Source organism: Nocardia sp. NPDC051832, assembly GCF_040681285.1.
GTDB lineage: Bacteria > Actinomycetota > Actinomycetes > Mycobacteriales > Mycobacteriaceae > Nocardia.
The window spans coordinates 223736-250455 of sequence record NZ_JBFAYL010000005.1; the positions used below are offsets into that span (position 1 = coordinate 223736).

At 67.5% G+C, this 26720-nt stretch carries 25 protein-coding genes and 1 tRNA gene; 16 read left to right on the forward strand and 10 right to left on the reverse strand.

Annotated features, from left to right (window positions below):
- Positions 1–39 precede the first annotated feature (39 nt).
- Positions 40–1041 carry a MerR family transcriptional regulator gene (locus AB0M14_RS30625; RefSeq protein ID WP_365001065.1) on the forward strand — a complete coding sequence of 334 codons (1002 nt, stop codon included), beginning with the start codon at positions 40–42 and terminating at the stop codon, positions 1039–1041.
- Positions 1042–1076: 35 nt separating this feature from the next.
- Here the strand turns inward: AB0M14_RS30625 and AB0M14_RS30630 are convergent, their stop codons facing one another.
- Both AB0M14_RS30630 and AB0M14_RS30635 read right to left on the reverse strand, forming a co-directional pair.
- Positions 1077–2141 (reverse strand): diacylglycerol kinase, encoded by a 1065-nt coding sequence (locus tag AB0M14_RS30630; RefSeq protein WP_365001068.1) that lies wholly within the window; start codon positions 2139–2141, stop codon positions 1077–1079.
- A gap of 28 nt (positions 2142–2169) precedes the next feature.
- Entirely contained in the window at positions 2170–2958 is a 789-nt protein-coding gene (locus tag AB0M14_RS30635; protein WP_365001071.1) for an SDR family oxidoreductase, read from the reverse strand.
- Between the two features lie 122 nt (positions 2959–3080).
- On the opposite strand from AB0M14_RS30635, the gene AB0M14_RS30640 reads away from it, so the two are divergent.
- The 10 genes from AB0M14_RS30640 (at position 3081) to AB0M14_RS30685 (ending at position 13055) form a co-directional block, all read left to right on the forward strand.
- A complete protein-coding gene (locus tag AB0M14_RS30640) occupies positions 3081–3713 on the forward strand; it encodes a TetR/AcrR family transcriptional regulator (RefSeq protein ID WP_365001074.1) in 633 nt (210 codons plus the stop codon).
- 174 nt (positions 3714–3887) lie between these two features.
- A complete protein-coding gene (locus tag AB0M14_RS30645) occupies positions 3888–4292 on the forward strand; it encodes a hypothetical protein (protein ID WP_365001077.1) in 405 nt (134 codons plus the stop codon).
- An 86-nt stretch (positions 4293–4378) separates the two neighbouring features.
- Positions 4379–5092 (forward strand): hypothetical protein, encoded by a 714-nt coding sequence (locus AB0M14_RS30650; RefSeq protein ID WP_365001079.1) that lies wholly within the window; start codon positions 4379–4381, stop codon positions 5090–5092.
- A 214-nt stretch (positions 5093–5306) separates the two neighbouring features.
- Positions 5307–6998, forward strand: a complete 1692-nt coding sequence (locus AB0M14_RS30655; protein ID WP_365002018.1) for an APC family permease — start codon at positions 5307–5309, stop codon at positions 6996–6998.
- 199 nt (positions 6999–7197) lie between these two features.
- Positions 7198–7494: a hypothetical protein gene (locus tag AB0M14_RS30660; RefSeq protein WP_365001081.1), complete on the forward strand. Its 297-nt coding sequence runs from the start codon at positions 7198–7200 to the stop codon at positions 7492–7494.
- A 386-nt stretch (positions 7495–7880) separates the two neighbouring features.
- On the forward strand, positions 7881–8378 hold the full coding sequence (locus AB0M14_RS30665; protein ID WP_365001084.1) for a DUF6764 family protein: 498 nt from the start codon (positions 7881–7883) through the stop codon (positions 8376–8378).
- A 63-nt stretch (positions 8379–8441) separates the two neighbouring features.
- Positions 8442–9287: a MerR family transcriptional regulator gene (locus AB0M14_RS30670; RefSeq protein ID WP_365001087.1), complete on the forward strand. Its 846-nt coding sequence runs from the start codon at positions 8442–8444 to the stop codon at positions 9285–9287.
- A 183-nt stretch (positions 9288–9470) separates the two neighbouring features.
- Positions 9471–10574, forward strand: coding sequence for a polyprenyl synthetase family protein (locus AB0M14_RS30675; RefSeq protein WP_365002021.1), 1104 nt, complete (start codon positions 9471–9473; stop codon positions 10572–10574).
- Positions 10575–10587: 13 nt separating this feature from the next.
- Positions 10588–12108 carry a phytoene desaturase family protein gene (gene crtI / locus AB0M14_RS30680; protein WP_365001090.1) on the forward strand — a complete coding sequence of 507 codons (1521 nt, stop codon included), beginning with the start codon at positions 10588–10590 and terminating at the stop codon, positions 12106–12108.
- Positions 12105–13055, forward strand: a complete 951-nt coding sequence (locus tag AB0M14_RS30685; RefSeq protein WP_365001093.1) for a phytoene/squalene synthase family protein — start codon at positions 12105–12107, stop codon at positions 13053–13055. The genes crtI and AB0M14_RS30685 overlap by 4 nt, the downstream gene beginning before the upstream one ends.
- 100 nt (positions 13056–13155) lie before the next feature.
- Here AB0M14_RS30685 and AB0M14_RS30690 read toward each other — a convergent pair whose 3' ends face one another.
- On the reverse strand, positions 13156–14367 hold the full coding sequence (locus AB0M14_RS30690; RefSeq protein WP_365001096.1) for an aminoglycoside phosphotransferase family protein: 1212 nt from the start codon (positions 14365–14367) through the stop codon (positions 13156–13158).
- Positions 14368–14504: 137 nt separating this feature from the next.
- Between AB0M14_RS30690 and AB0M14_RS30695 the strand changes: the two genes are divergently transcribed.
- Positions 14505–15392 (forward strand): alpha/beta hydrolase, encoded by an 888-nt coding sequence (locus AB0M14_RS30695; protein WP_365001098.1) that lies wholly within the window; start codon positions 14505–14507, stop codon positions 15390–15392.
- Between the two features lie 16 nt (positions 15393–15408).
- On the opposite strand, the gene AB0M14_RS30700 is transcribed toward AB0M14_RS30695, so the two are convergent.
- Complete coding sequence (locus AB0M14_RS30700) at positions 15409–15906, reverse strand: transglycosylase SLT domain-containing protein (RefSeq protein WP_365001101.1); 498 nt, start codon at positions 15904–15906, stop codon at positions 15409–15411.
- 461 nt (positions 15907–16367) lie between these two features.
- Entirely contained in the window at positions 16368–16781 is a 414-nt protein-coding gene (locus AB0M14_RS30705) for a hypothetical protein (RefSeq protein ID WP_365001103.1), read from the reverse strand.
- Positions 16782–16886: 105 nt separating this feature from the next.
- Here AB0M14_RS30705 and AB0M14_RS30710 point away from each other — a divergent pair, with 105 nt between their 5' ends.
- Both AB0M14_RS30710 and AB0M14_RS30715 read left to right on the forward strand, forming a co-directional pair.
- A complete protein-coding gene (locus tag AB0M14_RS30710) occupies positions 16887–17606 on the forward strand; it encodes a PAS and ANTAR domain-containing protein (protein WP_365001105.1) in 720 nt (239 codons plus the stop codon).
- A gap of 48 nt (positions 17607–17654) precedes the next feature.
- The gene (locus AB0M14_RS30715; protein ID WP_365001108.1) at positions 17655–18611 is read left to right on the forward strand and encodes a hypothetical protein; all 957 of its coding nucleotides are present in this window, start codon (positions 17655–17657) and stop codon (positions 18609–18611) included.
- Positions 18612–18667: 56 nt separating this feature from the next.
- Here the strand turns inward: AB0M14_RS30715 and AB0M14_RS30720 are convergent, their stop codons facing one another.
- Positions 18668–19546: a hypothetical protein gene (locus AB0M14_RS30720; protein WP_365001110.1), complete on the reverse strand. Its 879-nt coding sequence runs from the start codon at positions 19544–19546 to the stop codon at positions 18668–18670.
- 85 nt (positions 19547–19631) lie between these two features.
- Between AB0M14_RS30720 and AB0M14_RS30725 the strand changes: the two genes are divergently transcribed.
- Together AB0M14_RS30725 and AB0M14_RS30730 are read left to right on the forward strand one after the other, a co-directional pair.
- Positions 19632–22478: a BTAD domain-containing putative transcriptional regulator gene (locus tag AB0M14_RS30725; protein ID WP_365001113.1), complete on the forward strand. Its 2847-nt coding sequence runs from the start codon at positions 19632–19634 to the stop codon at positions 22476–22478.
- A 60-nt stretch (positions 22479–22538) separates the two neighbouring features.
- Positions 22539–22994, forward strand: coding sequence for a hypothetical protein (locus AB0M14_RS30730; RefSeq protein ID WP_365001116.1), 456 nt, complete (start codon positions 22539–22541; stop codon positions 22992–22994).
- Between the two features lie 27 nt (positions 22995–23021).
- Here AB0M14_RS30730 and AB0M14_RS30735 read toward each other — a convergent pair whose 3' ends face one another.
- The 4 genes from AB0M14_RS30735 to AB0M14_RS30750 all read right to left on the reverse strand — a co-directional run bounded on the left by AB0M14_RS30735 (position 23022) and on the right by AB0M14_RS30750 (position 26635).
- The gene (locus AB0M14_RS30735) at positions 23022–23918 is read right to left on the reverse strand and encodes a LysR family transcriptional regulator (protein WP_365001118.1); all 897 of its coding nucleotides are present in this window, start codon (positions 23916–23918) and stop codon (positions 23022–23024) included.
- Between the two features lie 113 nt (positions 23919–24031).
- A complete protein-coding gene (locus AB0M14_RS30740) occupies positions 24032–25033 on the reverse strand; it encodes an NADP-dependent oxidoreductase (protein WP_365001121.1) in 1002 nt (333 codons plus the stop codon).
- Positions 25034–25094: 61 nt separating this feature from the next.
- A complete protein-coding gene (locus tag AB0M14_RS30745) occupies positions 25095–26171 on the reverse strand; it encodes an alkene reductase (protein ID WP_365001123.1) in 1077 nt (358 codons plus the stop codon).
- A gap of 379 nt (positions 26172–26550) precedes the next feature.
- A tRNA-Leu gene (locus AB0M14_RS30750) sits at positions 26551–26635 on the reverse strand.
- Between the last annotated feature and the right edge of the window lie 85 nt (positions 26636–26720).

Here is a 26720-nt window from a genome sequence, read left to right on the forward strand (position 1 = left end):
CGAAGCCGCGGCCGACGCGGAGTGGGAGGCGGAGGCTTCGTGCTGATTGGTGAGGTTGCGCGGCGCTCGGGGGTCAGTGCCAGGATGCTGCGGCACTACGATGCTCTCGGGCTGGTGCGGCCGACCGGTCGGACTGTCGGCGGGTATCGGGAGTACTGCCCTGATGACATCCGGCGCATCTTTCACGTGGAGGGCTTGCGGTCCCTCGGGCTGTCGCTGCGTGAAATCGGCCGCGCGCTCGATGATCCCGAGTTCGCTCCGGCCACGCTGGTCAGCAGCCTCATCCGCAAAACCGAAGAACGGCTGCGGCAGCAGCAAGAGCTCCTCGAACGACTCAGTGCCGTCGACGCCGCCGAACCCAGCGGCTGGCAGGACGTACTTCGTATCGTCGAGCTTCTGCACAAACTCGGCTCGGACAACGCCGCCCGGCGTCAGCAGGCGGCGCTGTCTTCGGCCGAGGAGGTGCCGATGCCCGCCGAAATGCTGGCCGAGGCCGTTCTCACCGAATCCGACCTGAATGTGGCCGGGGCACTGCGCTGGGCGCTCGCTCGCGCCGGCGGTGACGCTGTCGCGCGGGTGGCGAGCGGGATGCGGTCGCCGGACGTGGAGGTCCGGCGGCGCGCGGTCCTGGCGCTGGCCGAGTTGCCAGGCGACGAGGTGACCGCGGTGCTCACCGACGCACTCGACGACGCGGACACCGGGGTTCGCAGGCAGGCCGCTCTCGCCGTGGGCGCGCGGGGTGTGACGGGTGCCGTGCCCGCACTGGTCGGCATCGTGGTCGAAGGGCCGAACGATGTCGAGGCCGCCGAACTCCTGGGAACCCTGGCCCGCGATGCCGAGTGGGCAGACCGCATCATCAGCGCCCTCGCCAGCGAAATAGACTCACCCACAGCAGCTTCGGCAGCCCGGATGCGACTGACCCAAGCGCTTGCCGAGCTGCCGGGCACCCTCGCCTTGGACACTCTGCGGCGTCTGACCCGCGACGACGATCGGGCCGTGGCCCTGCTCGCCTCGGCGCTGGTGGCCGGACTCGACCACTAGGTTCTGTCTCCAGATCGCGAGGCGGGCAAACCAGCTCAGGAGAACAGGCCGCGCCCGGTGGTCAGGGGCAGGTCAGTGGCTGTGAGCAGCCCGGAGCGGGCTTGCACCACCGCCGGGATCGCGCTGACCAGGCGCGCCGCCGTGCCGATGACACCGGCTTCGGCGTGGTCGCCGTCGGCGTAGAGCTGTAAGTCGAGCTGGTAGTCGGGGCTGCCCTTGATCTCGACGCGGTAGCAACCCTTGCCGGTCGGCTGCGGCCAGTCGGGCGCGAGATCGGGATGCAGGCGGGTGACGTGTTCGAGGCTGATCAAGGAGCGATCACCGCGCCGGCCGGTGATCTGGAACCGCAGCGCCGCGGCCGACCCGGCGGCGACGGTGCGGCCGCAGACGGTGAGATCCTCGGTGGCCGGGAGGCGTTCGAATTCCTGTGTGACGGTGTCGAGTTCGACATCGAGGGCGGCCGCGAGCTGGCGGACGACGCTGCCCCAGGCCAGGGTCAGCACGCCGGGTTGCAGCAGTAGCGGCGATTCGTCTAGCGCCCCGCCGAATCCCATGATGTCGAAGAGCACCTTCGGGTTGTCGTAGGTGGAGTAGTCCATGATCTCCGAGCAGATGAGCGCGTCGATGCGCTCGGCGCCGCTGGACAGCAGCAGGGGTAGCCAGTCGTTGGCCCAGCCGGGATCGATGCCGTTGACCCACAGCGAGGTTCCGCCCTCGCGCGCGGCCTCGATGATGGGGTCGATGGCCTCGTCCGGCAGGGTGCCGTAGGGGAACTGGAGGAACACCGGACTGCTGGAAACGACATTGATGCCCGCCCGCAGGAAGGACTTCAAGTCTTCGACCGCTTCGAGGAGCCGGTCGTCGGCCATGGCGGTGTAGACGATGCAGTCGGGCCGCAAATCGAGCAGCGACTGCGCGTCAGTGGTGGCGATGACACCGGTTTCGCGATCGAGTCCGGCCAGCTCGCCGGCATCCTTGCCCGCCTTCTCGGGGCCGGAAACCCAGACGCCGACCAGATCCAGTTCGGGGCGAGCGAGGATCGAGCGCAACGCGTAATGCCCGACGTTTCCGGTACTCCATTGGACTACACGATATTTCACGAGAGTGCTCCTGGTCCTTGCGCGTCGATCACAGGTCGGGGATGGGCAGTGCGAGGTTGGGCCGGTCGATGCCGCCGTCGATCTCGAGGATCTTGCCGGTGATGTAGGCGCCCGCCGGCGAGCACAGGTAGACGATGCCCGCCGCGATCTCCCACGGCTGGCCGAGGCGGCCCAGCGGGGTGGCATCCTCCATCTGGCTCTTGATCTCTGGCTGCGACGCGACAACTTCCAGCGCGGAAGTGAGCACCGAGCCCACCGCGATCGCGTTGACCCGGATCTTCGGCGACAGATCGGTGGCGGCCAGGCGCGTCCAGTGGGTGAGCGCGGCCTTGGCGGTGCCGTAGGCGAGGAAACCGCGCCCGGCCGTCCGGCCCATCACCGACGAGACGTTCACGATCGAGCCGCCGCCCGCGCTGAGAATGTGCGGGACCGCGGCCTGGGTGAGCGCGTGCGCGGTGGACACGTTGAAGCGAAAAGCCTCTTCCAGAAAGTCGGGAGTGGTGGTGAGCAGGGTGTTGGGCATCGTGCCGCCGACATTGTTGACCACGATATCGATGCGCCCCAGTTCGTCGGCCGCGCGGTCGGCGAACGTGCGCACCGCCGCCAGATCGGAGAGATCGCACGGAACAGTGAGGGCGCGCCGGCCCAGGGCCCGGATCTTCCCCGCGACCTCCTCCAATTGCTCGCCCGAGCGGGCGGCGATGGCGACATCGGCCCCAGCTTCGGCGAGACCCAGGGCGGTGGCCGCGCCGATACCGCGACCCGCGCCGGTGACGACGGCAACGCGGCCGTCGAGTCGAAATGCGTCCAGGATCATGACGAAAGGTCCTCTCCCACATCGCCAAAGGTTGTGACGACGGTCTCCGCAGTCTTAAGAACAATGTCTTAACTGTCAAGAGGAACTTCTTTGTCGGGCCTAGTGGCGGCTACTGTGCTTACGTGGCAGCGACATCGGTTCGAGAGCGGATCATCCTCGCGGCGGAACGCCTGATCGCCGAACGCGGGCAGGGCGTCCCGCAGCGTGACATCGTCCTCGCGGCCGAACAGCGCAACAACTCGGTCATCCAGTACCACTTCGGGTCCCGCGACGGGCTTATCGAGGCGATCTTCGAATACCGCTTGGCCGGACTGGAAGTTCGCCGCCTCGAACTGCTGGCCGAGCAGTCCGGTTCGGACCGGCCGGAAAACGTGCACACCCTGGTGCGAGCCCTGGTCATCCCGATGCTCGAACTGACGGCCCAGCACGGCGTCAGCCACTACGCCCGTTTCCTCGAACAGATCCAGGGCCACGCGGCGGTCACCGACGCCGCCAACCTCGGCGACGAGCGGCGCACCTCGGTCCGCGTCATCATGCGCCGCCTCGACAGCGAACTCGCCGCCCTCCCGCCGCGACTGCGAGTCCGCCGCCTGCGTGCCTTGTCGATCACCCTGTTCGCCCTGCTCGCCGACCATGAGCGGGCGGTGGAAGCAGGCCGGATCCGCGCCGGCGACGAACGACCGTGGCACGAGATCGTCGATATGCTCGCCGGTGTGCTGACCGCTCCGGTGACGGAGTGGGCACCGATCAGGTAGGCGTCCAGGCGAAGCCGTTGGGCGCTGGATGGCCCGGCCTCCCTGGGAGCGAGCCACCCGTGTCAGCGCCGTGTCAGGTCGGTGTCAGCGGGTCCGGCGACAGTGTGTACATCGAACGAATCGAGCATGCCGACACAGATCGGTTCTGCCACAACAGATTTCAAGGAGCACACCATGCCTGCTGTCAGCACCCTGAGCGACCGGGACAAGAGCATCGTCCGCACCGCGGCGTACGGCGCGGTCTCGCTGCTGGCCGCGGCCGGCGCGCCGCACAAGGGCATCTCGCACGGTTCTATCGCCCTGACCTCGGCGACCGGCCTGGTCGGACATGTGCTCGCCGCGAAGTCCAGGGATATCCGTCTGCCGGGCAAGAACACCGCTGAACTCGCCGACCAGGTGCTGCCCGCGTTGACCGCGGCGATGAGTGTGCTGGCCGAGCAGGGTCCGGGCGAGGCCGAGAACTTCCGTGCCACCGTGCTGGTCGCTCTCGAGGCGGCCACCCGGACCGGTAAGGGGCAGCCTGCGCCGGCCGTGGTTGCGATGGCTCACAAGATCACCGCGGCCCTCGACGCCGTCTGACCGCGCTCCGAAAGCTTCGCTGCCGCCGTCTCTCTCGTCGAGGCGGCGGCGGTATGCCATTGACCAGCACCCCTAGGAATCTCGCCATGCGTACCCATGCCTTACTCACCGCTACCGCTGCCGCCGTGGTCACCGCCGCGCTCGCCGCCACCGCTCATGCCGCCCCCACCGTCGAAACTGCCCCCACAGCAATCGGTTTCACTGCCGGGGCCGACGAGAAGTCGGCGACCGTCACCCTCGACTCCGGCGCGTTCGCAGTCGAGAACGGCACGCTGACGATCAGATCTGCCGACGGTTCGGTGCTCGCGGGAACCGAATTGTCGTTCCGTATAGACGATTTCGTCTTCCCGATCGACGCCGAGATCCGGGACCGCACGGTCACCCTGACGCCGCGTCCGGATCCGGCGCACGCCGTGTATCGGCCGGTCGCGCTGCCCTTCGAGGACACCGCGCCGTTCAAGACTCCCTACGACCGAGAACAAGCTGCCTGGGCTCGGATGGTGAGCACCGTGGGGCTCGGCGCCAGCATCGGCGCCCTGGTCGGCGGGATCGGCGGCGCGGCCGTCGGATGTGTGCTGGGCGGGATCGCGGGGGCCACGGTCGCCGCGGCCACCATCGTGGGTATGTTCGGTCCCTTCATTCCCGCCGCCGCGGTCGGCTGTCTCGGCGGAGTCGCCGCTGTCGGAGCCCTGGGCGCCGTCGCCGGACAACTGCTGGTCACCGCTCCCATCGCGATCGCAGCCGCCGCACAGTATTTCGCCACCATCAACGCCCCGATGCCGCCCGCCCCGGTCCGGTGAAACGGCTCGACGGCAGAAGGTGCGTGACGTGTCCCTGCTCACTTGGCCGTAAAGGTTCTGCTAGGGACACTCCCGCCGGTGCGCCGTCGGACATCAGACTCGCGGGATGACCGATGTTGTACCGGATTTCGCGGACGTCAGCGGTGGCGTCGAGAAACCTCCGTCGCGTGGCCTGACCGTTTCTACCGGTTTGGCCGGGCTGTCGTTGGATGCCATGGCTTCGGTGTCTTATGGTCCCGAAGCGATCGTGCTGGTGCTCGCGGCAGCCGGCGCGGCGGGCTTGGGGATGACGTTGCCGGTGACACTGGCGATCGTGGCGCTGCTGGCGGTGCTGATCGCCTCGTATCGGCAAGTAATCGCGGCGTTCCCCAATGGTGGGGGAGCGTATGCCGTGGCGAAAGCCCATCTCGGGCACCGCACCAGCCTGGTCGCGGCCGCGTCGCTGATCATCGACTACGTCCTCAACGTCGCGGTCTCGATCGCCGCCGGTGTCGCGGCCCTGACGTCAGCGTTTCCCGGATTGCTCGACTACACGGTGTGGCTGTGCCTGGCGGTGCTGGCGGGTGTCACCGCCGTGAATCTGCGGGGTATCCGGCACAGCGCTCGGGCGTTCATGGTGCCCACCGTCGTTTTCGTCGCGGGCATCTGCACCGTGATCCTCGCCGGTGTGCTGCGTTCGGAGCCGGTCAGCGTTGCTACCGGCCCCGCGGTCACCTTCGATGCGCACACGGTCGGAGTTCTGTTGCTGCTCAAGGCGTTTTCCAGCGGCTGTGCGGCATTGACCGGTGTCGAGGCGATCGCGAACGCGGTCCCGAGCTTCGAGCGGCCGAAGGTCCGGCGCGCCCAGCAGGCCGAAGTCGTGCTGGGCGGGCTGCTGGGTGTGATGTTGATCGGTCTGGCGGTGCTGATCGAGAAGTTCTCGATCCATCCGATCGAAGGTACGACGGTGCTGTCGCAGCTCACCGAGGCGGCGCTCGGCCACGGGGTCGGCTACTACGTGGTCCAATTCGCGACCGTCGTGTTGCTCGCGTTGGCGGCCAACACTTCCTATGGTGGCCTGCCCCAGCTGACGAAACTCCTCGCCGACGACAACTGCTTGCCGCACCGGTTCGCGGTGCGTTCGCCGGGCCAGGTCTATCGGTTCAGCGTGCTGGGCCTCGGTGGCTGTGCGGCGGTGTTGCTGGTCGGGGCCGGGGGCAGCATGAACATGCTGGTGCCGCTGTTCGCGATCGGTGTGTTCGTCGGGTTCACGATCGCCCAGGCCGGCATGGTGCGGCACTGGTGGCGGACCAGGCAGCCGGGATGGCGGTGGCGTATCTCCCTCAATGGATTCGGAGCCACGCTGACCTTCGCCGCCGCGATCGTCACGACCGCGATGAAGTTCACCGAGGGCGCATGGTTGATCGTGCTGGTGCTGCCCTTGCTCGTGTGGCTGATGGAGCGAATCCGCCACGCATACCGGCGGATCGACGGCTGCCGTGCGAGCGGCCAGGTCCCCGCACCGCCGCGACGGACCGGGACGGCGATCGTGGTCCCGGTGGCCGAGGTCTCCGAGCTGAGCAGAGAAGCGCTGTCGGCGGCTCTTTCGATCGGCGAGAACGTCACGGCGGTGCATGTGTGCCTGCCCGGTGAGAACCGCACGGCGTTCACCAAGTCCTGGGACGCGTGGCATCCGGAGGTGCCGCTGGTACTTCTCGACGGCGACGATTCGACGGTGGGTAATCCGGTAGCCGATTACGTCCGCGACCACTGCACCGACTGCCGGAAGGTCGTCATGATCGCCGAGATCGATCCGCCGATCGGCTGGAGCCGCGTGCTCCCGAGCTACTACAGCGACGAACTGGAACGGCAACTGCGCCGTCTACCGGACACCGTCGTGTGCCACCTTCGGGTGCAAACCGTATAGCGAGTCCGAGCCGGCCGAGTAATGCGAGCCGAAGTCTCTCGGTCGTGGCCCCACTTGGGGGTGGGGCCAGCGCCGCATACAGGCCCGCGCCCGGGGCTTGCCGGGCGCGGTGCGTCCGGGCTGCGGCCCCCGATGCCGGGCTTAGGTTCGGTTCGTTCGATCAGCACGAGTACCACTTCCACTCTTCGAAGGGGTTCACATGATGATTCGCACGACCGTGGCCGCTGCGCTCACCGCGCTGGTCACGCCCGCCGTTCTGGCCTTGGGCGCCGGCCAGGCCGCCGCGCTTCCCGACTTGCCCAAATTGCCCGGAGTGTCGACGATGAGCTCAGAGGGCCAGAACTCCGATCAATCCGCTCGCGAGGGGTCGGACCAGAAGGGGCAGCAGAACCGGAACCGCTCGCAAGAATCGGGTCAGGACGACCAGAAAGACACCACCGACAAGGGGCGCCAGCCGCAGCCGCAGGATGACGACGAGGAGTCGGAGTCGGAGTAATTCCGGTTCACAGATAGACGTAGAACGGCGACGCCTGGCAGGAACTCGGCGTCGCCGTTCTGCTGCTGACCGGCTGGACCGGTCGAACCGCCGCGAGCGGAGTCGAATTTCAGCGTCTGGCAACCGAATTGACTTCGTGACCGGCCAAACCTCCTAGCCGATCGTGTCGAAACCCTTATGGCGCTTGCCGGAGCGCTGGAAGGGGCAGCGTCGCCCGGTGGTGCCGGATGCACCGCCAGACTTCGCCAATTGAATCATTTATGCATCGAATTGCGTTAGGGTCGAAGGGGTAAGCCAGACGGCAGCGGTTCCCAACCGCTCCTTCAGATCGTCGGCACATCCGCCGCCTGGGCCTTTTTCGCGGCGATCGTTCCTAGGAGAACGCCATGAACACTTCCGCTCTTACCCGCCGCGGCGCGACCGCGGTTCTCGGGTCCGCACCGCTTGCTGTGGCACTGTGCCTGGCCGCGCCGCAGGCGGCGGCCGCGGACACCGCCTGTCCGGCCCCCGGCTTCGCCGCGAATTCTTTTTCGGCACCAGGTGCGGAGTGCTCGGCCAGTAGCGTCGGCGGGTCCGCCGCGGCCGCATACGGTCTCGGGGGTTCGGCCACCGCGAACGCGGGGCAGACCAGCTTGTCGCTGGCCATCGCGCAGAATGGCGGCACCGCGAATTCGACCTCGACCACCCTGTCCGGTCCGGCGGCGATAGCGATCGGGCCCGGCGCCGTCGTCAATATGGCCGGAGTCCGGCCCGGATTGTCCATCGGCATCGCCGGCCCCGGCGCCCAGGTGACGGTCACGGGGGTGAGCGTGCCCACCTGCGGCGGCGGGTTCGGGTTCGCCGGAGACTTCCAGACCTTGCAGGGCTGCGTGTCGCTGCGCTGACCGGCGGGACCGAGCGCGGGTTGGCGCGTGCCGCCGGGTCGGGAAAAGAGGCACAATCAATGCATGCCCATCCGCCCGGCATCCGCAGCGGCCCAGGTCGGCTATTCGGTCAGCACGGCGGCCGAACGCCTGGGCATGCCGACCGCCACCCTGCGCACCTGGAACCGCCGCTACGGCATCGGGCCCAGTCAGCGCCATCCCCGGCAGCATCGGCTCTACACGGACGCCGATCTGGTGGTTCTGGCCAGGATGCGCGAACTCATCGGCTCCGGCGCCACCGCCGCCGGTGCGGCAGCGGCGGTGCGCGGCACCGTAATTGCCCTAGGAGACACGGCAGCGCTGCTCGATGCCGCCTTCGCCTTGGCTGCCGAGCGGGTGTGCGATCTGCTGGAGCGGCACATTCGTGCCTACGGTGTGATCGAGACCTGGGATCGGTTGTGCCGCCCGGCTTTCTCGGATGTCCTCACGCGCCAACTGCGGGGCGAGAGTTGTGTGGATGTGGAGCACCTGCTGTCCTGGTGCGTCCTCGCGACCCTGCACCGGGCCGCGCCGCCAACTCCCGACTTCGGCGACACGCCTCGGATCCTTGCTTGCACGAGTGGCGAAACCCATTCGCTGCCAATGGAAGTGCTGCGCGTCGCCTTGGCCGAGCGCGGTACGGGCGCGCGGATGCTGGGCCCGGACGTACCGACCGCCGCCCTGGCCGACACGCTCGGGCGGGTGCCGCGGGGCGCGGCGGTCATGCTCTGGTCACAACGAGAATCGACGGCGTCGACCTCGGCCGTGCGCGCCTGCACGAGCGCGGGCGCGGCGGTATATGTCGGAGGGCCCGGCTGGAACGGCGTGACCCTGCCCGGCGCGGTGGCCCGGATCGCCGATCTCACCGAAGCGGTCGACCGACTTACCTGACGCGTGTCCAGCGGTGCCACGAGGGCAGCGCTTGGCTGATCGCTGCATCGTTAGTGCATCGTTTCGCGTACGATAGTGACGACCGCGCGAAGTAGTCGGAGTCGCTGCGTCCCATGCCTCCGCAATCGGCGGCAGCGGACCTGCGTCAGGGCGACTGCCGAGAAGGAGATTCCTTTGAGCACAGTGGGTTTCGATCAGGTGGGACTACCGGAGGCGCGAGAGCTCTGGGTCAGCGCGAATGGGTTCGGGCGATGGCGCGAGCAACTGCGTGCTCAGGTGCTCGACGAGGTAGCGGACTTCCTGGCTCGGGCGCGCATTGAGGAGCTCGCGCTCACCGGCGCCGAGGAGGTCCTGGGTCAGTACGCCCTCGGCGGAAAGTGTCTCCGCTCCACCTTCATGTATCTGGGCTGGCTGTGCGGCGAGCAGCCGGACCCGGCCGCGCTGCGCGCCTGCGCCAGCCTGGAGTTGCTGCACGCGTTCGCGCTGCTGCAGGACGACGTGATGGATGAGGGCCAGCTCCGGCGGGGCGAAGCCGCCGCGCACGTGCGGTTGGCCGAACGGCATCGCCAGAACGGTCGATCCGGGTCAGCGCGTCGGTTCGGGGCCTCGGCGGCGACGCTGCTCGGCGACATTTGCCTGGTCTGGGCCGAGCAGATGCTGCGCGACAGCGGGGTCGCGGCCGCCGGATCGGCGCGGCTGTGGCCGCTCTACGACAGGATGCGCATCGAGCTGGCCGTGGGCCAATTCGCCGATCTGACCAATGACAGCCGGGACCTGCCCACCCTGGAGGCGGTTCTCGCTGTCGCGCGCGCGAAATCAGGCAACTACACCGTGCGGCGTCCCTTGGAACTGGGTTCGGCGTTGGCGGGTTGCAGTGCGGAGACCAGCGCTGCGCTGGGGCGCTACGGCGACCTCGTCGGCGAGGCTTTCCAGCTCCGTGACGACATGCTCGGCATCTTCGGCTCCGCCGCCATCACCGGCAAACCCGAAGACAGCGATCTGGGCCAGTACAAGGCGACGACCGTGGTGGTGGCAGCGTTCGAGATGGCCGCTATCGCGGTGCGAATCGAGTTGGCGGAGTTGATAACTCAGCCGGTGCTCGACGCCGGGGCCATTCGCCGCTGTCGCGAGCTCATCGCGGCCACCGGCGCGCCGGACCGTATCGAGTCGATGATCGCCGACCGGGTCAGCGCGGCGACCGCCGTGCTGGAGACGTCGGACCTGGCACCGGATCGTCGTGCGGCCTTGGCGCACATGGCGGTGCTCTGCACGGCGCGGCAGCAGTGACGAGGGAGAAGTGATGCGCACAGTCGCCGGGCGCGCCGATCGCGTCGTGGTAGTCGGCGCCGGATTGGCCGGCCTTTCCGCGGCAATGCATTTGGCCGGCCGGGGATGTTCGGTGACCGTCGTCGAACGCGAGGCCACGCCGGGCGGCCGCATGGGCCGGCTCGATATCGCCGGATACCGCATCGATACGGGGCCCACGGTGCTGACCATGCCGCAGGTGCTCGACGAAACTTTCGCGGCGGTGGGGGAGCACGCTGAGGACCGGCTGGAGCTGGTTCCGGTCGAGCCCGCCTATCGGGCGCACTTCGCCGACGGGCGCACGCTCGACGTGGACAGCGACGCCGAGGAGATGATCAGGCGGATCACCGACTTCGCCGATGCCGGGCAGGCGGCCGGCTATCGAAGGCTGCGCTCCTGGCTGACCCGCTTGTACGCGGCGGAATTCGATAGTTTCATCGGCGCGAACTTCGAGTCGCCGCTCGCACTGCTCACTCCCGCGCTGGCCCGGCTGATCGCACTGGGCGGGTTTCGTAGCTGGGATGGCAAAGTGGCCCAATTCATCGACGACCCGGACCTGCGGCGCGTGTTCACCTTCCAGTCGTTGTACGCGGGGGTCTCGCCGCAGCACGCGCGGGCGGCCTATGCCGTGATCGCCTACATGGACACCATGGCGGGGGTCTATTTTCCGCGCGGCGGCATGCGTGCGGTGCCCGATGCGCTGGCGGCGGCGGCCGAATCGGCCGGTGTGTGGTTCCGATACGGCGAGACCGTGACCGAATTGCTCAGATCCGGCGATCGGGTGCGCGCGGTGCGTACCGCGGTCGGCGATATCGACTGTGACGCAGTGGTTTTGACCACCGAGCTGCATCGCAGCCATCGGTTGCTCGGTCATCGTTCGCGACGGCCGATCGCTGTGCGCGCCGCACCGTCGGCGGTGATCGTGCATCTGGGTTGTGACCGGGACGAGGGGATTTCGCACCATTCCCTGTTGTTCGGAGCCGCCTGGCAGACCGTTTTTCGCGAGATCATCACCAGCGGGCAGCTCATGTCCGATCCGTCGCTGCTGCTCACCCGGCCTACTGCCGCCGACCCGTCGCTCGCGCCCCCGGGGCGCGATCTGCTCTATCTGCTTGCGCCCGCGCCGAACCTGGCGCGCGGCGAGATCGATTGGGAGAAAATGGGTTCCGCTTATGCTCAGCAGATCATCGACCTCGCGCGCCGCAGGCTGGGCCGGGAGAGGTTGCGTGGCGTCGAGGTACTCCGCGTGGTGACGCCCGCGGACTGGGCGCAGCAGGATATGGTCGCCGGCAGCCCGTTCGCGCTGGCGCACACCTTCGCCCAGACCGGGCCGTTCCGGCCGGGCAACATGGTGCGTGGCGTCGCGAATGCCGTGCTGGCGGGCGGATCTACGGTTCCCGGCGTCGGTATTCCGCCGGTGCTCATTTCCGGTCGGCTGGCCGCGGACCGGATCACCGGCCCCTGGCACGGCGCGGGCCGGACCCACGGGACAGTCGCGGATCGGCGAGCCCGATGACCCGCGCCGAACTCGCCGCCGCCGGCATCGAAGACCCGGTCCTGCGACGGTCCTACCGCGAGTGCCGCGCGCTCAACGCCCGCCACGGAAAGACCTTCTTCCTCGCTACCCGGTTGCTCGCGCCGGATCAGCGCGCCGCGGTGCACGCGCTCTACGGTTTCGCCCGGCGCGCCGACGATATTCTGGACGGCTTCGAACCACCGCTCACCGTGGCTGAGCGATCGGCCCGATTGGCAACGCTGGCACAACAATTCGAATCCGGCGACACCGGCGGCGACGCCGTGCTGGCCGCCACGCTGCACACCGTCGAGCGCTACCGGATACCTCGGCAGCTGTTCGAAGCGTTCCTGACCTCGATGCGGATGGATTTTTCAGTCACCGACTACCCCGACCGATCCGCGCTGGATCGCTATGTCTACGGTTCGGCGGAAGTGATCGGGTTGCAGTTGCTGCCGGTACTGGGCACGGCCGTCCCGGAGTCGGAGGCCGCACCGTACGCGGCTGCCCTCGGTAAAGCGTTCCAGCTCACCAACTTTCTGCGCGACATCGATGAGGACCTGGCCCGCGACCGCGTCTATCTGCCGGCCGATGAACTGGCCGCGCACGGTGTCGATCGCGAACTGCTGTCCTGGTGCAGCGCGCACGGCAGATGCGAGCCCCGGGTGCGTGCCGCGCTGGCCGCCCAGCATGCCGCGACCAGAGCGATCTATGACTACGCGCAAACCGGGATCGAGACGCTGGCACCGCGCTCGAGGCCCTGCGTAGCGACGGCGTCGGTGCTCTACGCACGGATCCTCGACCGAATCGAGGACCGCGACTTCGAAGTCTTCGGGCACCGCGCCAGAGTCGGGACCGCTGAGCGGCTGCGGGTAGGGGGCGCCGGTGTCGTCAAGGCGTGGTGGGCTCGACGCAGTGATATCAGCCAAACTGCGCGGTGCGGCGGTTGATCCGGCCTTCGTTCGGAATTGCGTCCGGCGCTGCGGTCTACGGGCCGAGGCCGCTGTCGGCGATGTTCGAGGGCTGGGTGTTTGTTGAACCCGGAGCCGCCTATGGCTGAAGGTGCGGACTCGGATTGTTCGTGTAGTGCACCGCGTGCCGGATCGCGGTGGCCGGGTCACCGCGATGGTAGGGGTGTTCGTCGGGTTCGATGCCGTCGAGGAATTCCTGGTAGCGCACGGCGTAAACCAGGTGGGCCAGTGGTTCGGCGACTGCCAGTGCCCGGCCGGGGTCCGCGTTCGGAACGTGGGCGGACCAGGCGGCTGTCCAGGCGTGGACGGCGGTCGCGCGCAACGGTTCTGGGAGATAGTCGTAGGCACGCAGACCGTCGAGTACTGGGTTGCCCCAGTGGGAGTCCGCGAAGTCCAGCACTACCGGCGCTCCCGCGCCGCTGCGCCAATTGCCGGGATGGAAGTCGCCGTGCACAACGGTGTCCGGCAACCCGCACTCTGCCAGCTCTTCCCAGCGCCCGGCGAGCGCGTAGGCCGTGGCGTGCTCGCAGGCGGTGAGTTCGTCGCGGACAGGTCCGTCGAGTAGTTGCCGCACCCGGGCCGCGAGCGCTTCGGGACGCCAGTCGCGCAGTCCCGCAGGTCTTCTCGCGATGAGTGTGGCTTGGGCGGCGACGAACCGGGTGATCACCGCGTGCACGGTCGCCGGTGCGGCTGTGGTGCAGTCCTGGCCGGGGATGTCGTCCATCAGGATGCGCCGGTCGCCGCGGGCGAGGACCCTGGGCACCAGGCTGGGGTCCGTCGCCGCGAAGCCGGCGATCACGGCGGCCTCGTCGGCGGCGAAGTGGGGGGTGGCCTTGAGCCAGAGCGGACCGCCTGTGGTGGGCAGCCGGCACAGCGTTCCCAGGTTCCAGGTCCGGCGCTGCACCATTGGACCGGTCACCGGCCGTCCGGCCGCGGCCGCCGCCGCATGCGCCCAGGCCAGAAGCTCCCGTAGGCCGTCGACCCGCGCCCACGGCACCCGCATCGGCTCGTCCGCGCACAGCCTTCCGCGCTCGCCGGGGGAGGGGTTCAGCAGGCCCGGTACGGGCGTCCGCAACGCTTCCACGTGGTAGACGACATGACCGTCGCACCCGCTCTCACCACCGTCGTTGCTCAGCAGCCGCAGCACCCAAACCGGCACGCCGAGTTGGTGTTCGAGCTGGTCGACGACTGGCTCGACCTCCGCCCACCAGGGGATGTCCACGGCGAACGGCGTTGTGACACCGAGGAATTCCGAGCCCGAGGTCACCCATGCTTGGACAGTTCGACCCATGCGCAAAGTCTGGAGTTCGATGACGGCCCTGACAAGCGGTTATAGACCCGCGGGGCGGACGCGGGTGGCGAAGTCCTCGCCATCGAGCCGCACGAGGCCGTACCGTCGTTGGCGACGGATCACTTGGAGGGGGTTCCATGCGTACCGATGTCGAATTCACCAGTGGTGGTGTGACTTTGAGAGGCTGGCTGTATCGTCCGGATGCCGCTGACGGCGAAACGCCATTGGTGGTCATGACCCACGGCTTCGCGGGCGTCAAGGAGTGGGTCGCACCATTCGCGGAGGTCTTCAGCGCCGCCGGGTTGGCCTGCCTGGTCTACGACCATCCCAAGTTCGGGACCTCGGATGGCGAGCCGCGCTACGAGGTGGACCCCAGCGCCCAAATCGAGGGCTACCGCGATGCGATCACTTTCGTTCAGCGGCTGGACGGGATCGATCGCGACCGGATCGGTGTCTGGGGTACCAGTTTCTCCGGTGGTCATGTCCTGGTGGTCGCGGCGACCGATCGCCGTGTGCGCGCGGTCGTCTCCCAGGTGCCGACCACGAACGGCTGGGCCAACTTTCGCAGCTCGGTCCCGACGGTGATGCTGCCGGCGGTACACGAGGCGATCGCTGCCGATCGTTCGGCGCGTGCGAGTGGTAAGCCGCATCAGACCATTCCGGCAGCTTCGAATGTACCGACGGATTTTGTCGCGATGCCGGGTATCGAGGTCTATGACTGGTTGATGGCCAATGGGCCGCAGGTGCCCACCTGGCGCAACGAGGTCACCGTGTCGAGCGTCGACAAGTTTCAGGCCTACACGCCGGAGGCTTTCGTGCAGCGAGTCGCACCGACTCCTTTGCTGATGATCATCGCCGAGCGGGACACTCTGACTCCCACCGATATCGCTCTACGCAGCTATGCCGATGCGCTGGAACCGAAACGCCTTGTGCTGATACCAGGTCCGCATTTCGCGGTCTACGAGGAGCAGTTCGAGCGCGCATCCGGTGCGGCCCGCGACTTCCTGCTGGATACCCTCGCCTAGTCGCCGGCGACCGGTGTCAGTAGGCCGAGTTGACGTTGTCCATCGAGCCGTAGCGGTGCGCGGCGTAGTTGCAGGCCGCGGCGATGTTGGCGACCGGGTCCCAGATGTCGTTCGAGGTGCCGGGCACATGGAATTCCTGGAACGTGGGGTCGATCACCTGCAGCAGACCCTTGGAGGGAATGCCGATGGCGGCGTTGGAGTCCCACTGGTTGATGGCGTCGGGCTTGCCGGCCGATTCGCGGAGGATGTTCTTGTGAATGCCCTCGTAGGTGGCCGGGATCTTGTTGGCCTTCAGGACAACGAGCGCCTCGCGAATCCAGCCGTCGAGTTTGTCGGCGTCGCTGCCTTTGTTCGGCGTGACGGCAGCTGCGGCGTGCGCCGGGGTGGCCCCGTGCGCGCCCGTGTCGGCCAAGGCCACGGCGGACGAGGCGGTGACAGCTGCGATACCCGCTGCGGCCAGTGCGAAAGCGATGTCGTTGCGCAGGTTCGGTCGTCGGAGGGTAGAAAGCTTCATGGTGTGGTCAATTCCTTGTTGGGGGACGGGGGCGATCCAGCCGCGCGGCAGCGTGGATCCATTGCGAGGCACCGTTGGGAGCTCGCCGTGGAGCTGTGCTGTTGTGGGGGAACTCGGTCCCCGGACGTGGACGCGCACCTTTCCTCAACCGATGAGGAGGGTGAATCGGAGTGGGGATCGCGAGTTGAAGACTCGGTCCCGGCCGCTGCAGGTGATCCTGATTGAGCGGCGATTTCGGACGGTATTTTCGCTAGCTCCGATATTCGCGAACTTGCGGTCTGTTTGCGACCTCGTTAAAGAGTGATCACGGATAGTGAACGTGAGCTTAACGGAAGGTAAACAGCAGGGGTTCCTGCTCGCGGGAGCTCCACAAAAGCTGTCGTGCGCGGGAGTTCTGCCGGTGCTGAACCAGGGTGTGAGTCGCGCCATCCATGGCGCTCAGCCTCCCGCGGCGCCTCGATTCACGAACTCGCGCGCCGCATGTTCGCGAAATACACCGCCGGTTCGCGCGTGATCAACCCGTACCCACGGTCCGGAATCGCCGCGAACGGAGCGGGCAGATACAGCACCGGCAGCGCCTCGCCGATCAACGGCCGTTGCTCTCGCGTGATCCGATAACCGAGCTCGACCACCTCGGGCACCTCATCGGCCTCCCCAACCGCACCGTCGTCGCGCCGGACGCGGCGATGCGGTTCGAGCCGCACCGTCCGAATCGCCGTCCGCGCCCATCGGAACAGCACGCACGTACTCGCCCCCGGCCGCGCATATTCCACCAACCCCACACCATCACCCCAGAAGACGAACTGCTCATCCTCCATCGAGCTGTGATATCCGGCCTCCACACTCCACTGGCCGACGATTTCATCATCACGCATCGAGCGATTGAACCACCGCGCCCCGCGAGAACGTCCGCTTTCGGCGGCGCGCAGTGGTGACCGGCCTTACCGTTTCCCGGAGCGGCCGGCGGCAATATTGACTAAGTGACAGGACCGATCGACCCCGCCACCGGACTTGCCCGCGACGCCGACGACGAGTCCGTGCTGGCCTATCATCACCTCGCCGGTGCGGGCGGGCCCGGCTTCGGCAGCTTCCGATTCTGGTTCGCCACCCAACGCTGGGAATGGTCGCCGGAGGTCTACCTCATGTACGGCTACACCCCCGGCGAGGTCGAACCGAGCACCGAACTGCTGCTCTCCCATAAACATCCCGAGGACCGCCCCCTGGTCGCCGAGCAGATCACCCGCTCGCTCACCGAGAACAAACCTTTCTCCAGCCGCCACCGCTTCCTCGACACCGCAGGCGTGGCCCACCACGTCATGGTCGTCTCCGATCTCATCCACGACGCCGCCGGTAACCCGGTCGGCACCGCCGGCTACTACATCGACCTCGAAGCGACCATGGCCGACGCCGAACGCGGCGCCCTCGACGCGGTCGTACCCGGCCTCGTCGAAGCGCGAGCAGTAATCGAGCAGGCCAAAGGTGTACTGATGCTGATGTATTCGATCAACGCCGATCAAGCGTTCAAGGTACTGCGGTGGCGGTCCCAGGAAACGAACCTGAAGTTGCGCGATGTCGCCGAAGCCCTGATCGCGGAGCTCGACCGAGTACCGCCACCGGACGCGGCCACGATCTCCGCCTTCGACCACATTCTGCTGACCCTCGAAATCACCACCGACGCCGGTGCGCAGCCACAGCGGTGAGTGGAAATCCCTGGCCGGGGATGGGTCCAGGTCTCTAGCCTGCGAGTGGTGAGCGACCCTGCCTATCTCGTTCTCGTCGACGGAGCGGACGTGGAAATCTACTGCGCCCGTTACGGAGCGTCCCGATTGGAGTTCGCGTTCTGCTACGGACTGGAGTCGATACTGCGCGAACTCGACATGTGGGATCGCGTAGCGGATATCGATGACTACCTGGCGCCCACAGCACTGCTCGATCTGCGCAACAGCGTGCTTGTGTTCTTCTCCGCCACTGCGGGCACACCCGGTGAGCACGAGGGCTGGTCTTACAACGAACGTTGGGACTGGAATCTCGGCGATACGACCATGCCCTACGCATATCGAGCCACCCTGTACGCCGTGCTGGAACACGCGTGGCCGGGATGGCGAGTCCAATGGGCATACAACGGGTTTCATGATTTCGCGGACTACCTCCCCAGCTGTGCGCAGTGGCGTTCGGATGAGCTGTCCGAACGTGGGCTACGGGTCGCCGAGCAGTTCGATGCGCGGCTCGAGATAGCTTCGAAGCAGATCGATGCCGAGGAGATCGTCTCGCTGATCACCATCGCCGAGCCCGGCAAACCGCCGCGGGCGTACACGCTGGGAACCGATCTTCTCGAACTCGGTCCCGCCCTCGTTCCGCTGCTGGCAGCGGCGGCAACTGTCACCGAGCTGGCGCAGCCACCGCGCTCGGGCCTGCATCTGGATCTGGGCAACAGCACCGCCGCGGTGTGGTCGATCCATGACTACGCCGATGCGCGGGCCGCCTGGTCGTGGCTGTGGCCCGACTGGCAGCTGGAATCGCTCGGCGACCGCTATGAGCGCCAACTCGCGCGTGGACCGGCGGATTTGTTTGTCCTCGAACCCGACCTGGATACCGCGCTGGAGTACTACCGCCGGCGTGGACTGCTGCTGGACTTCGACGCGGTTCGCGCACGCTTACAGCGCATTCCACACTGGCCGCCGGTGGCAGCGCGGCTCCCGGAGTGATCGGCACAGGCTGCTGTGCTGCATCGACTGCCATCCCTGGCTGTCCGGGCCCCAGCCTATCCGCTGCCACCCCGGTAGATGGTCGGCATCGAACCGAGGTCGGCGAAGTTCAGTTCGTTGCCGCCGCCGGTGCTGAACCAAGCGACGTAGGTGGTGCCGTTGACCGTCGCGACGGCCGGCGGCCACGGGCTGGTGTCGGCGAACTTCCATCGCTCCGACCGTGCCTCGTCCAGGTTGTCGATGTCGAAGACCATGTAGATGTTCGTGTTGCGCCCGGTGTAACCGGCGACGCTACGGCCGCCGATGGTGAACAGGTTGGGCCCGCCGATCAGCGAGTCGCTGAAGATGCCGAGGGTCGGGGGCGCATTCAGCCCGAGCAAGCGTGCGTTGAGGTGGCGACCGGCGACGTCGACGCTCGTCCACGCCAGCAACGGGCGCCGGGACGGGGGAAGCAGGAGCGCTGGCGTATCCACGCTGTATTCCGTCGGCGAGGGCGTCACATATGTTTCGAAGAAGGTCGGGTTCTGCGACTGCACCACTTGCACTGCCTGACTACCGATTTCGGTGTAGGCGAGCCAGAACGTGACGTTGTCCGACACCATCGCGGGGCCGCCGATCGGCGGTTGCAGCCAGGGGCGGCGGTTGTCGAGGTCGACGCCGTTATCCGACCACGCCAGCCATGTTCGGCCGTCGGTGCGCGTGTATCCGAGATACAGCCGTCCGTCGTCGGGGTGGCCGGCCAGTGCCGGACGTTGCAGGCTGAAATCGGACGGTAAGGGTTTCGCGTCGACCACACCGTCCGTCTCCATCCCGGACGCGATGTACATGGTGCCGTCCTGAGTGGACCACACCAGCACCAATCTATTGCGGTACTCCGCTAGCGCCGGTGCGGCGAGCGGGCGATGAGACGGCCACGAAGTACGTCCTGTGAACATGCGGCAACTGTGGCGGACAGTCCTTACAAGCCGCATACAACCGCGCCGCATCGGCTGCTGGCCATACCTTTCGTATGCTGACGGTGTGCTTGTGGCCCGGGTCCTCGGACCGCTCGAGATCACCTGCGACGGCCGGCCGCTGGACATCGGCGGGCCGTTGCCGCGGCGGTTGCTCGCCGCGCTGATCCTGGCCGCGGGGCGGCCGGTGCCGGTCGACCGGCTGGCCGACCTGGTGTGGCACGACACCGTGCCGCGGCGACCCGCGCAGGCGCTTCAGGTCTACGTGTCGCGGTTGCGCACCGCGCTCGCCGGCGCCGGACGTGATCTGATCGAACGCGACCACGGCGGCTACGCGTTACGGCTCGCGCCGCAATCGGTCGATGCGATCCGATTCACCGGCGACGTCGAACAGGCCTCGGCATTGCTGTCCGACGATCAGCCCGCGCGGGCGGCGGCAGTCCTGTCCGAGGCGCTGGGACTCTGGCGTGGCGAGCCGTATTCCGACCTCGCCGAGGCCGATCTCGTGCTGGCCGAACGCGCGCGGCTCACCGAAGTGCGTGAGGTCGCCATCGAAACGCGACTCGACGCGGTGCTGTCCACCGGCGCCGCACCCGCGGCGATAGGCGAACTGGAGGCCGCCGCACGGCAAGCACCGCACCGTGAACACCGGTGGGCCCTGCTGGCACTCGGCCTTTACCGGAGTGACCGGCAAGCCGACGCACTGGACGCCCTGCGGCGCGCGCGTCGCCTGCTGGCCGAAGATCTCGGCGTCGATCCGGGCCCGGAATTGCAGCGAGTCGAACACATGATCTTGGCGCAGGATCCACATCTGCTGTTGCCGCCCAACACTATTCGTGGCGACCGATCTATGTGCCGACCGGCCCGCCCCGGCCGCGGTATCGCGGTACCGCTCTCTTCGTTCGTCGGTCGCGATGACGAACTCCGGGAACTGGATCGGCTCCTGTCCGTCGGCCGGCTGGTGACACTCGTCGGCGCCGCCGGTGTCGGCAAGACTCGACTCGCCCTCGAATATGCCTCGGCGCGAAGGGATTCCGCTGGTCCATGGCTGGTGCGGTTGGCTGACGTCCAGGATCTCGGAACGCTCGAACAGGCGATCGCCGACGCGGTGGGGGCAGTCCAGGTCGCCGCCGCGCTGCCCGCCCTGCGCGATGTCCTGGCGGCCGGACCCGGGCTGCTCGTCGTCGACAACTGCGAACACCTCGTCGAAGCGGTCGCCAGTACGCTGCTCGACCTGCTCACCAGCTGTCCCGGACTGCGCGTCCTCGCCACCAGTCGCGAGCCGCTGTCCATCGACGGTGAGATCGTGCTGCCTGTCGACCCGCTCGCGGTGCACGCACCGGACGGCACCGATGGGCCGGCGGTCGCACTGCTGCTGGACCGTGTCCACGCGATCCGGCCCGGCTGGTCACCCGGGACTCGCGACCGTGACGACGCCCGGCACCTGTGCCGGACGCTCGACGGCATACCGCTGGCGCTGGAATTGGCGGCAGCCCGGGCCCGGCTGCTCGGGCTGGGGGCGATCCTCGAACTGCTCGACCGGGACCTCATCGTGCCGGGCGCCGCGCCGGTCGGCTCACCGACACCGCACGCCACGCTGCAGGCGGCGATCGCCTGGAGTATCGATCGGCTCCGGCCCGGTGACCGCGCGCTGCTGCTACGCCTGTGGTCCTTCGAGGGCGGGTTCACCCTCGATGCTGCCGAAGCCGTACGCCCGCACGAGGATTCGGCGCTGCAAGCGTTGTCCTCGCTGGTGACCAAGTCGGTCGTCAGCGCGGACACGACGGCCGAACCCACGCGATACCGCCTGTTGGAGACCATTCGATCTTATTGCCGCCAGATCGATCCGAGCCCCGAGCGCAGTCGCGAGGCCCACGCCGCCTGGGCCCGCGGACTCATCGCCGAGTCAGCGACCCAGCTGTGGGGCCCGCGGGCGGGTCATGCCAGCCGCGTCCTGTCCCGCGAGTTGCCCAATGTGCGCGCGGCCATCGCCTACGACCTGCGGCACCGCCCGGAGCACGCGCTGCGCTCGGCCGCACTGCTGGAATGGTTCTGGGTCCGCAGCGGCCACTCGGACGAAGGCCTGCGCGTCCTCGATCTGACCCTCGCCGCGGCCCCCGATGCGGCTCTGCCCGATCGAGTGCGGGCAGAAGTGGCCAAGGTCCTCAGCATCTACTACACCCGAGGCGCGGCAGCAGCCTGCCGACAGCTCGACCGGGCCGAGCAGATGCTGGGGCAAGCGACCGACGAACCTTCGCGCCTGCAATACGGGAAATGCCAGTACTACGCCGCCATGGTGCATCTGTCCACCGGTGCCGCCGACCCGGCGTACCGGTGCGCGCAGGTAGCGGCCACCATCGGCGCCGACCTCGGGAACAACCGGCTCATCGTGCTCGGCCGGATGACCCTCAATGCCGCACTCATACAGCAGGGGCACATCGACGCTGGGGAAAAGGGCCTGCTGGACGCTATCCGGCTCGCTGAACAACTCGGACAGTATTGGGAAGCGGGTTGGGGTGAGCTGACGATGGGCCAGTCCTACCTGCACCGAGCGGCGAGCGACAACGACGCGGCAGACCACGGCCGATCCGCACTCGCGGCGCTGCAACGTGCCCTCACCTGGTACCTCCGCGAAGACGATGTCCTCTGCGTGCTTGCCGCCGTCGACCACATCGCCCACGCCCTCGCCTTCACCGGGCAGTTCGCCGACGCGGTACGACTGCACGCGGCGTACCGCAAGAACTCACAGCACCTGGGCCCACAACCGGAACTGCTCCGCCGCCCAGGGCAACCGCGATTCGATGACATCACGGCGACCGCCCTGACACCGCAGGCACGCAACGATGCCGAGACTTCCGGCTGGAAGCTGACCTGGCAGCAAATGCTCGAAGTATGTCGCCGGTGCAGCCGCTGACCCCGCGTGTTCAGCGGTAACCGGTGACCCGCGGGCTGGGCTCGTTCTAGGGTCGAATCCATGGCCGAACTCGACACCGCAATCGACGAGTACCTGACCCGATACGCTGCCACCCTCACCAATTACGACGCGACCGCCGCCGCCGAACTGTGGGGAACGCCGGGCATGATCCTGGACGATCGGTTCGCAGGGACCCTGGATTCCCGCGAGAAGATGGCCGAAGGCCTCACGCAGTCCTATCCGCTATACCAGAAGCTCGGCCTGGCATCGGTCGGATACGAATGCCTGAGCCACCAGCAGCTCGCCGACACGATTGTGCTCGTGTCGGTTCGATGGCTGTTCTACGACGACGCCGGGAAACAACTCACCGACGGTACCAACAACTACATCCTCCGACGGGACGACGACGGCCTGCACGCCTACGTCTGCATCCCGACCGACGAGACCGAGAAACTTCAGCAGCTCGCCGCCGAACGCGGAATCGACCTGAGCGCCGAGTTCGACGCCCCGCAATAGATCTGCCAAACCTTTATCAAACGCCGATCACAGCTTGCGCCGCCGAATCATTTCCACGGCCATGTCGTTGAAGGCGCGCACACCGGCGGTTTCATACGACTTGCGCCAGATCAGGCCCCATTCGATCGGTGCGGCGTCGGTGATGCGCAGATAGGTGACGTCAGGCCGTTGATAGAAGTGGTTCACCTGGTCGCCGACGGTGAGGGCGCCTTCGTCGGCGCTGACCGACGCGAGCGCTTCGAGGAAGGTGTTGATGGCTTGGCCGTGGGTGATGGGCCGGCCGCTCGGGGTGCGGGCAGGAACGCGGTCTTCGGCCAGCGAGGACGGGCAGTTGTCCGGCATGCGCAGCAATGTCACCTCGGCCAGCTCCTCCTGAGTGATGGCGGCGCGGAGAGCCAGGGGGTTGCTGGAGGCGACGGCCAGGTAGCGCGCCTCGGCCCAGAGCGTCGGGCCGATCACCAAGTGCGGGTCGGAGAATGGGCGGGTGATGAGCACCATGTCCGAATTCTGTTCCCGCAGACCGCTGATGGTGGTGTTGATCTGGAATTCCTTGAGGTCGACTTCGGCGCCGGGATGCTCGGTCCGGTAGGCGCGGACCACCTCGAGCAGGAATTGCCCGCCGGCCGCGCCGACGAACCCGACCTGTAGCGGTCCGTCGAATCCTCGGGCCGAGGCGACCGCCCGCTCGAGCGCGCTCTGGATCTGCTGGTATCCGGGCTCGAGGTCATGGTGGAACTGCGCTCCGATCTTGGTGAGCGCGACCCGGCGGCTGGTGCGGTCGAACAATTTCGCGCCGATCCGGCGTTCCAGTTTCGTGATCGTCTGGCTCATCCGTCCCGTGGATATGCCGAGACGTGCGGCGGCCTGCCCGAAATGCATCGCGTCGACGAGGGCGAGAAAGGCTTCCATCTCGTAACGTTCCACGCGGCCCCACATCGATCGGTTGATTCATCAGCCCGACGATGAATCCAGGCGCGCAAGCCTGGTGACCGACCGGCACCCCTCTGCCAGGGGCTGGAGCGGCGCCGGCCGTGCGTTCAGAGCCGCACCAGCATCTTTCCGATGTTGGCGCCGTTCATCAGGTCGATGAAGGCCTGGGGCGCCTGGTCGATTCCGGTCGCGACGGTCGTCTCGGCAGACAGCGAGCCGTCGGCGAGCAAGGCCGCCGCCTTACCGATCCACTCCGGGAACAGATGCAGGTAGCTGGTGACGAGGATGCCGCGCAGCGTGGCGTCTTTGGCCGCGAGCAGGAACAGGTTGGCCGGCCCGGGTGCCGGCTCGGTGGCGTTGTAGCCACTGATCGCGCCGACCTGCGCGATCCGGCCGTTCGGGCGCAACGCGTCGATGGCCGCGACGAGATGATCGCCGCCGACGTGGTCGATATAGACATCGATCCCGTCCGGTGCGACGGCCGCGAGCTGCTCGGCGAGCGGGCCCGCGTGATAGTCGATAGCGGCGTCGAAACCGAAAGCGGTTACCAGCTTTTCGGCTTTGTGCGGCCCCCCGGTCGCGCCGATGACCTGCGCGGCGCCGGCGTGGCGGGCGAGCTGGCCGGCGATGCTGCCCGTCGCGCCCGCGGCGCTCGACACGAACACGATGTCGCCGGGCCGGACCGGCGCGATCTCGGTGACGGTGACATATGCGGTCAGTCCGGTGGTGCCGAGCGGGCCGAGGAAGCTCTCGGGCGCCGCGACGGACAGGTCGAGCGCCGTCGCGTCCGCGGCGTCGAGAACCGCGTGCTCACGCCAGCCGAGAAAATGCGCGACGGTCGTGCCTACCGGAAGGGCGTCCGACCGCGATGCGACGACTTCGCCGACGGCGGAGCCGTCGAGAGCGGTGCCGAGCGGATAGACCGGCAGGTAGGACTCGGGCTGGTACATCCGTTCTCGCATATACGGATCCACTGACATCCACGAGTTGCGGACCAGCACCTGGCCCTCCCGCAGCGCGGGTAGTTCGGTGGTGACCAGCTCGAAATCCGAGAGCCGCGGTGCGCCGACGGGATAGGAGACCAACTTGATCTCACGAGTGAGGTTCATGAAAACAACTCCGGTAGACGATGTCGTAGGTGGGCAGGGCATGCAATGCAGTGGAAGTGCACTAGGCGAGCGCGGGATAGTCCGTGTAGCCCCGATGGTCGCCGCCGTAGAAGGTGGTCTTGTCAGCCGTGTTGTAGGGCCCACCGGTGCGGACTCGGGCGGGCAGGTCGGGGTTGGCCAGCCACCGCTCCGCCAGTGCGATGGCGTCGGCCACGCCGTCGGCGAGAGCTTCCGCGCCGATCTCCGGAGTGCTCGGGAACGACTCCGCGGTGGGGTGTGCGCAGAGGATCAACGGGCCGGACCATGCCGTTCGGATCAACCGGGTGGTGTCGCGGGTGAGCAGTTCGAAGACGTGGAGGTAGGCGAGGGGAATCGGCTCCAGCGCCTGGGTGAGTGCGGTGTAGATCTCGGCGGTGTCGTCCTCGGCGCCCGCCATACCGTTGAACGCGATGCCCGGCGACAGGCGAATGCCGACCCGTTCGGGTCCGATCGCGTCGGCGACGGCGCGCACCACCTCGACCACGAACCTGATCCGGGCCGCGATCGGTCCGCCATAGGCGTCGGTCCGCCGGTTGCTGCCCCCGGCCAGGAACTGGTGCAGCAGAAAACCATTGGCCGCGTGCAGTTCCACGCCGTCGAAGTCCGCGTCGACGGCGTTGCGGGCGGCGGCGACGAAATCCTCGATGGTGCGACCGATATCGTCGAGCGTCATCGCGCGCGGCGCGGGGCGTTCGACCATGCCGTCCGGGGTGAACATCTGCTCGCCCGAGGCGATCGCCGACGGGGCGAGCGGCAATGCGCCGTCGGCGTAGAGGCTCGGGTGACCGATCCGGCCGCAATGCACCAGCTGCGCGAAGATTCGCCCGCCAGCGGTATGCACCGCATCGGTGACGGTGCGCCATGCTCCTACCTGGGCGGCGGTATAGAGCCCCGGGGAATCGGCATAGCCCTGCGCGATCTCACTGATTCCGGTGGCTTCGGAAATGATCAGCCCGGCCGTGGCGCGTTGCGCATAGTACTGCGCGGTCAGCTCGGTGACCACGCCTCCCGGGGCGCGGTTGCGACTCATCGGCGCCATCACCAACCGGTTGGGCAGTGTCAGCTTGCCCACGGTCAGTGGCTCGAAATATCCGGTCATGGTGGTCCCTCGGCGTAGTGCGGGCGCGCTCGAACCGCACCACGCCGAGCGGCGAGTTGCTGGTGCGAGCGCTGTGAATGCGGAGGTCAGCGGATTGCTGACAGATCAACAATGACCGGTCGAATCCGTCTGATCAATGGCGACCTCGTCAACGACTGTTCAGTCACGCTAAATGATCAGCCCGTTGGAGCAGCTCTTGCAACGATAGATTCGTAACTGCCGCTGCGGATTCCACGGGTCGGCGACAGCCGGTTGCACGGCACCGGGTGCGATATCACCGCCGCCGCGGTTTGCTACCACCCCGCGCGGCTCGCATCTGGGCAGGAAATTCCTGAAACGACGAAAGCCGTTGCAATGCAACGGCTTTCGTGATTTCGAGTGTCCGGAGGGGGACTTGAACCCCCACGCCCGTTAAAGGGCACTAGCACCTCAAGCTAGCGCGTCTGCCATTCCGCCACCCGGACCGGTGGTGCTCAGCAAGGTTAACGGATGTGTCGGCTGGGACCAAATCGCCGTGCCGACCTGTGTCTGAGCTGCGGATTCGGGGCG

Bases quoted from the DNA above. Each gene is read 5' to 3' on its own strand.
- AB0M14_RS30695 (WP_365001098.1), top strand. From the start codon at position 14,505: ATGCGTACCGATGTCGAATTCACCAGTGGTGGTGTGACTTTGAGAGGC.
- AB0M14_RS30635 (WP_365001071.1), bottom strand. From the start codon at position 2,958: ATGATCCTGGACGCATTTCGACTCGACGGCCGCGTTGCCGTCGTCACC.
- AB0M14_RS30645 (WP_365001077.1), top strand. From the start codon at position 3,888: ATGCCTGCTGTCAGCACCCTGAGCGACCGGGACAAGAGCATCGTCCGC.
- AB0M14_RS30660 (WP_365001081.1), top strand. From the start codon at position 7,198: ATGATGATTCGCACGACCGTGGCCGCTGCGCTCACCGCGCTGGTCACG.
- AB0M14_RS30670 (WP_365001087.1), top strand. From the start codon at position 8,442: ATGCCCATCCGCCCGGCATCCGCAGCGGCCCAGGTCGGCTATTCGGTC.
- AB0M14_RS30650 (WP_365001079.1), top strand. From the start codon at position 4,379: ATGCGTACCCATGCCTTACTCACCGCTACCGCTGCCGCCGTGGTCACC.
- AB0M14_RS30705 (WP_365001103.1), bottom strand. From the start codon at position 16,781: ATGCGTGATGATGAAATCGTCGGCCAGTGGAGTGTGGAGGCCGGATAT.
- AB0M14_RS30655 (WP_365002018.1), top strand. From the start codon at position 5,307: ATGGCTTCGGTGTCTTATGGTCCCGAAGCGATCGTGCTGGTGCTCGCG.
- AB0M14_RS30700 (WP_365001101.1), bottom strand. From the start codon at position 15,906: ATGAAGCTTTCTACCCTCCGACGACCGAACCTGCGCAACGACATCGCT.
- AB0M14_RS30690 (WP_365001096.1), bottom strand. From the start codon at position 14,367: ATGGGTCGAACTGTCCAAGCATGGGTGACCTCGGGCTCGGAATTCCTC.
- AB0M14_RS30685 (WP_365001093.1), top strand. From the start codon at position 12,105: ATGACCCGCGCCGAACTCGCCGCCGCCGGCATCGAAGACCCGGTCCTG.
- AB0M14_RS30720 (WP_365001110.1), bottom strand. From the start codon at position 19,546: ATGTTCACAGGACGTACTTCGTGGCCGTCTCATCGCCCGCTCGCCGCA.
- AB0M14_RS30740 (WP_365001121.1), bottom strand. From the start codon at position 25,033: ATGAACCTCACTCGTGAGATCAAGTTGGTCTCCTATCCCGTCGGCGCA.
- crtI (WP_365001090.1), top strand. From the start codon at position 10,588: ATGCGCACAGTCGCCGGGCGCGCCGATCGCGTCGTGGTAGTCGGCGCC.
- AB0M14_RS30745 (WP_365001123.1), bottom strand. From the start codon at position 26,171: ATGACCGGATATTTCGAGCCACTGACCGTGGGCAAGCTGACACTGCCC.
- AB0M14_RS30730 (WP_365001116.1), top strand. From the start codon at position 22,539: ATGGCCGAACTCGACACCGCAATCGACGAGTACCTGACCCGATACGCT.
- AB0M14_RS30665 (WP_365001084.1), top strand. From the start codon at position 7,881: ATGAACACTTCCGCTCTTACCCGCCGCGGCGCGACCGCGGTTCTCGGG.